The organism is Streptomyces sp. NPDC086077, from assembly GCF_040686175.1.
Classification (GTDB): domain Bacteria; phylum Actinomycetota; class Actinomycetes; order Streptomycetales; family Streptomycetaceae; genus Streptomyces.
This window is the reverse complement of sequence record NZ_JBFBJT010000261.1, coordinates 1-5,588: the sequence shown is the minus strand read 5'-3', so window position 1 is coordinate 5,588 and position 5,588 is coordinate 1. Positions and strand designations below refer to the sequence as shown.

General features: G+C 69.0%; 1 protein-coding gene and 5 pseudogenes. 3 read left to right on the top strand and 3 right to left on the bottom strand.

Features of this window, described 5'->3' with window-relative positions; genetic code table 11:
• Positions 1 to 147 precede the first annotated feature (147 nt).
• The 3 genes and pseudogenes from AB0O67_RS36380 to AB0O67_RS36370 all read right to left on the bottom strand — a co-directional run.
• Positions 148 to 656: pseudogene (locus tag AB0O67_RS36380) on the bottom strand (IS5 family transposase); the annotation flags it as partial.
• A gap of 66 nt (positions 657 to 722) precedes the next feature.
• A pseudogene (locus AB0O67_RS36375) lies at positions 723 to 983 on the bottom strand (DDE endonuclease); the annotation flags it as partial.
• Positions 980 to 1,198 carry a winged helix-turn-helix domain-containing protein gene (locus AB0O67_RS36370; protein WP_365460076.1) on the bottom strand — a complete coding sequence of 73 codons (219 nt, stop codon included), beginning with the start codon at positions 1,196 to 1,198 and terminating at the stop codon, positions 980 to 982. The pseudogene AB0O67_RS36375 and the gene AB0O67_RS36370, both read right to left, overlap by 4 nt.
• A 143-nt stretch (positions 1,199 to 1,341) precedes the next feature.
• Between AB0O67_RS36370 and AB0O67_RS36365 the strand changes: the two are divergent.
• The 3 pseudogenes from AB0O67_RS36365 to AB0O67_RS36355 form a co-directional block, all read left to right on the top strand.
• Positions 1,342 to 2,087: pseudogene (locus tag AB0O67_RS36365) on the top strand (transposase).
• Positions 2,088 to 2,138: 51 nt separating this feature from the next.
• Positions 2,139 to 2,594 (top strand): annotated as a pseudogene (locus AB0O67_RS36360) (GntR family transcriptional regulator); the annotation flags it as partial.
• 552 nt (positions 2,595 to 3,146) lie between these two features.
• Positions 3,147 to 5,588 (top strand): annotated as a pseudogene (locus tag AB0O67_RS36355) (hypothetical protein); the annotation flags it as partial.

Sequence of the window (5,588 nt, the reverse complement as noted above, 5' to 3'; positions counted from 1 at the left end):
CCCCACGCCACGAGCCGGGGAAGACCGTGAAACGAATCGAAACCCTCACCGAACACGTCCGCCTAAAACAGCAGCGAGGTTAATGATCAAGCTTACTCGGTGACGGTCACAGTGCACGCACCGAAGTCGATGATGCGCTAACTGGCCCTAGCAAAGCCTCTGGACGTGGCGATGGGTGATCAGGCAGACGGCGAGTCCAAGCAAGGCCTCGTGGATGTCGTCGCGTCGTTCCCACCGGATGCGAAGGCGGCGGAAGCCGTGCAGCCAGGAGATCGTGCGCTCGACGACCCATCGGAAGGTGCCCAGGCCGGTGCCGTGCGGCTGGCCACGTTCGGCGATCACCGGTCGGATCCCGCGCTGCCGCAGGAGCCGGCGGTACTTGTCGTGGTCGTAGCCGCGGTCTGCGAAGAGCATGTCGGGCCGCCTGCGTGGCCGGCCGACGAGCCCGGCCACGGCCGGGATCTTGTCCAGCAGAGGCAGGAGTTGGGTGACGTCGTTACGGTTCCCGCCGGTCAGCGACACCGCGAGCGGGATGCCCTGGCCGTCCGTGTTGACGTGGTGCTTGATGCCCGGGCGTGCGCGGTCGACCGGGCTGGGTCCGCTTTTGGGCCCCTGCGTGCGGCCCGGACGTGGGAGGAGTCGATCACCGCCCGCGAAGACGCAACCGCCAGTTGTCCGACGGGTCAGACCCTGGCCCCGGACGATGCCCCCTCAGTCTCACAATTGTCCCAAACCGCCACGATGGGACCGCCGAGCTGGATGTGGGCCCTCACCAGCAGATCTCGGTAGACCTGCCAGGAGAAACTCTTCCGTGCACCCTTCAGGAGCAGATGGTGACGGGGCCGATAGATCAGTCTGGCGCTCTCGCCAGGTCTGTAGCAGCACAGCGCGGCGACCGAAGTCCTGCGGCGGGATCTGCCCCGGACGCGAATGACGGGTGCGTTGCCACGTGGCCCCCAGGTCCGTGCTCGTGGCGGCGTCATCGATAATCCTGCTTCGTCCTCGAAGACGATCCAGCCCCCGCGGGCCGCCGCGAGGCATTTACCCGGGGCCACACCTCCCTCTTCCACAACTCCACCGCGCGCTCGTCGCGTTCGAGTGCGCGACGGGAAGGCGCCTGCCAGGACCAGCCGTGCCGTTTCAGCAGCCGCCACACCGTCGCCACCGACAGACTCAGACCCAGGCGCCGGCAGATCACCGTCTGCACCCGCACCAGGGTCCAACGCTGATCCTCGAAGCCGTGCTCCGCACCGGACCCTTGAGGTTGTCCCGTAACCGGTGGGGCGGTTGGTGCGTTGGTCGGGCATGGGTGGGGTGATCTCAGCAGATGATCCGTAGTGGATCGAGCCGTTTGCGGGTCTGACCGAGGTGCAGTTTGCGAGGCTGGTGGCACTGGTACGGCGCCGAGGTGGCGACGTTCAGCGTGGCCGGCCGTGGCGGCTGTCGCTCGAGGACCGGGTGTTGCTGGTGGCGACGTACTGGCGCACGAACCTCACGTTGCGGCCGGTGGCGCCGTTGTTCGGGGTCTCAAAGTCCGCGGCAGACCGCATCCGGCAGACCGCATCCTCGATCACCTCGCACCGCTGCTGGCCATCTCGCCGGCCCGCCGGCCGCGCAAGGACACTGTCTACATCGTCGACGGCACACTCGTGCCGACCCGCGACCGCACCATCGCCGCGTCCAGCAAGAATTACCGGTACTCGACCAACCTGCAGGTCGTCATCGACGCCAACAGCCGCCTGGTCGTGGCGATCGGTCTCCCGCTGCCCGGCAGCCGCAACGACTGCCGGGCCTTCACCGAGTCCGGCATCGATCGGGTCTGCCGTGGCGCCCCGACCCTCGCCGACGGCGGCTACCAAGGCACCGGCCTCCTCATCCCGCACCGCAAACGACGAGGCCAGAGCCACCTGAGCCCATCGCAGGAGGCAGAGAACGCCGTCCATCGCCGGGCACGAGCGCGGGTGGAACACGCCCTGTCGCGGTTGAAGAACTGGAAGATCCTGCGGGACTGCCGACTCAAGGGCGACGGAGTTCACCAGGTCATGCTCGGCATCGCCCGGCTGCACAACCTGGCCCTCACCGGATAACTCACACCCCATACGGGACAACCTCTAGCCTGAAACTCAATTGAGACGACAAACCTGCGGCTCGTCGTGCTCACCGGTGACGCGGTCACCGTGGACCGAGTGCGCGGCCGCCAGCGACTCGGGTCCGGCTGGGTCAGCCGGGTCCTCCAGCGGGCGGTGGCGCGGCTGGTGGGCCGACGGCGCGGTGGACGCGCGGGAGGTAGCGGTGGCGTACGGGCGGCGCCGGGACGCGCTGTTCGGCGCGCTGCGGGAGCGCGGCGTACGGGCGCAGCGGGCTGAATGTGTGGATCCCGGTGCCCGACGAGACCGGAGCCGTCGCCCGGCTGCTGCCCGCGGGGTGGGCGGGCGGTCGCGCCCGGCGTCCGCTTGCGGATGAGCGCCTGGCCGGGGATCCGGGTGACCATCTCGGCGCTGTCCGAGCGGGAGACGTTGGCGCTGGCGGAGGCCGTCGCGGCGGCGGTGGGGGGCGCACAGGCACGTGTGAAGTCGAGTCTGCAACTGCTGTGAGCGCAACGGTAGTTGTCGCCTTGCGCCATGTTCGCGTCGGGGAACGGGTGTCGAGTCGACGCGGGACGAGTACGGGCTTGTCGGGCAGCGGGAGAACAGTTCGCACGACGGCTCAACTTAGGCCATAAGAGCCGCATTTCGGCAGATCAGAGCTAGTCGGACAGGGTCTCGGCAAACTGTGAACACGCCATGTACGCTGCCTGCGAGCACTTCAGGGGTGGGGTGCGGCACGGGGGGTGCTCATTGTTCGTACATTGCAAAGGGGCCGGATCGGACGTCACCGCCATCGGTGACCTGACCGACCGCGTTCCGCCTTCGCCGTCCGGTCGCCGGGCCGTCCCCCTCGCCGCCGTCTGACGTTCTCGGTACCTGCCTTCGACTGACGCTCGACTTCGCGAGTAGAAGCCGCTTCGGCCTCCCTCGCATTCGAACGTACGTGCTGGTTTCTTTCTCGTTTCGCCCACGGTGTGGGCGTCCTCACGAAATGGTGCAGCTCATGTCCACGCTCACACGGAGACCCTCATGACACCGATCCGACGACGCGCAGCGCGCTTGACGGGAACCGGAGTCGTGCTGGCGCTCGCGCTGACGGCCGTTCCGGGCCTGCCGCTCACCATCGGCCCGGCAAGCGCCGCGCCGTCGGAAGCCTCCACCGCACTGTCCCCCTCCGAAGAGGCGCTGGCCCGGGCCGAGGCGAGCGGCGAACGCGTGGAGGTGACCGGGGAGCGCACCGAGCGTGACACCGTGTTCGCCAACCCCGACGGCAGCACGTTCACCCTGGAGAAGTCGATCGTCCCGGTCCGGGTCGCCATCGCGAACGGCGGCTGGACCGAGCCCGACGCCACGCTGGAGAAGCGCGCGGACGGCTCGGTTGCCCCGCGGGCCGCCGCCGTGGAGATGACCTTCTCCGGCGGTGGCTCCGGAGCCGGCCTCGTGACCATCGGCGAGGAGGGCCGGTCGGTCTCCCTGGGCTGGCCCGGCACACTGCCCGAGCCACGCCTGGACGGCAACCGCGCCGTCTACGAGAACGTCCGGCCCGACGTCAACCTCATCCTGACGGCCACCTCCGAAGGCTTCCGCCAAGTCCTGGAGGTAGAGACGCTGGAGGCCGCCGCCGCGCCCGAACTGCGCACTATCAGCTACGGCCTGGACACAGACGGGCTCTCCGTACGGGCGGGCGCCGCCGGCACCATGGAAGCCGTCGACGGCAACGGGCAGGTCGTCTTCCGTTCGCCGAGCGCCCAGATGTGGAACTCCGCGGGCGACAGCGGGCAGACCTCCGCCGCCGACGGCCCGTCGGCGCAGACCGCCGGCGCGCACCCACTCGACGCCGCCGACGACGCCGAGCCCGCCCCGGTGCCGGTGACCGGCCCGGACCAGGCGGACCCGCTCGACGGCCCCGGTCCCGGCGACAAATCGGCCATGATGGACGTCGTCCTCGACAGCAACGCGCTCCACGTCACCCCAGACGACGCGCTCCTCACCGACACCGCCGCGGACGAACTCCCGCTGTACATCGACCCTTCGGTCGAGCTGAACGAGTCCGAGCGCACGGTGCTTTCCTCCGACGGCGATGTCTTCTACAACTTCTCCGGCGGCACCAACGGCATGAGCGTCGGCAAGTGCGGCTCCGCCGTGATCGGCGGCGTCTCGTACTACTGCGGCAACGGCTATGTGAACCGCATGTACTTCGAGTTCGCCCCCGACAAGCTCAAGGGCAAGCATGTCCTCGACGCCGAGTTCCGGGTCACCGAGACCTGGTCCTTTTCTTGCGACGCGCGCTGGGTCGACCTGGAGCGCACCAACAACATCTCCTCGTCCAGCAAGTGGCCCGGCCCGACCAAACTGGACCAGATGGGCGACCGCCATGTCTCCGCCGGCCGCGGCGACGCCTGCTCGCCCTCGCAGCCCAAGGCGCCGATCCGGTTCGCCGACAACCCCGAGGAGACGGACGAGAACCTCACCCCGACCGTCCGCTCCTTCGCCAACGGCTCGTTCCCGCGGCTGACGCTGATGCTCATGGCCAAGGACGAGTCCGACACCGTCTCCTGGAAGCGCTTCGACGACGACGCCGTCCTCACGGTCGACTACGTCAGCAAGCCCGCCACCCCCACCGAGTACGGCGTCAAGGCCGGCGCCGGGCGGGTGTGCAGCAAGACCGAGTCGTCCCCGAGCACCATCACCGACCCGAGGCCCGACCTCCTGGCCACCCCGGAGACGGCCGCCGGCGGTGAGTCCGGGGCCCGGCTGCGCATCTACTTCGACATCGACGTCAAGAATGGCACCACCTGGTCCGACGCGCCCGAGCCGAGCACTACCTCGTACAAGCCGACCAGCGGCTTCGCCGCGTACAGCAGCACGCTGAAGGGCTTCCCGGCGCAGACGAAGGACTGGGACACCGCCCTGGAGGACGGCAAGCTCTACCGCTACCAGGCCTTCACCAAGTCCTACTACAACAGCGACCAGAGCAACCTGACGAGTTCGGCCAGCCCCTTCTGCTACTTCCGCGTGGACAGCAAGGCGCCGCAGAAGCCGAGCATCACTTCCTGGACCACGTACAGCGAGTGCGTGTCGGGCGGCAGCTGCGTCGCCGCCGGCGGCCCCGGCACCGCGGGCACCGCGGTGTTCGGTCCGGCCCCGGGCGAGACCAGCACCAACAACGGCTACCGCTTCCGGCTGTCCACCGACGCCGCCTGGTCCGACTGGAAGGCCGGCTCCACCTACAAGGCGACTTTCATCCCGCCGTCCTCCGGCACCTACCTGCTGCACGTCCAGGCCAAGTCCACCGCCTACCCGCTCGGCGGCGAGGAGCAGATCGTCCGGTTCCTGGTCAGCGAGGGCCCCAAGCCCGTTGCCCACTGGAACTTCGACGAGTCCGGCGGCGCCGCCGTCGACACCTCCACCACCGACAGCTCCCTGCGCGACGACCTGACCCTGTCCGGAGCCGTGCGCACCCCGAATGGACGCCGCGGCGAGATCGTCAAGCAGCCCGCG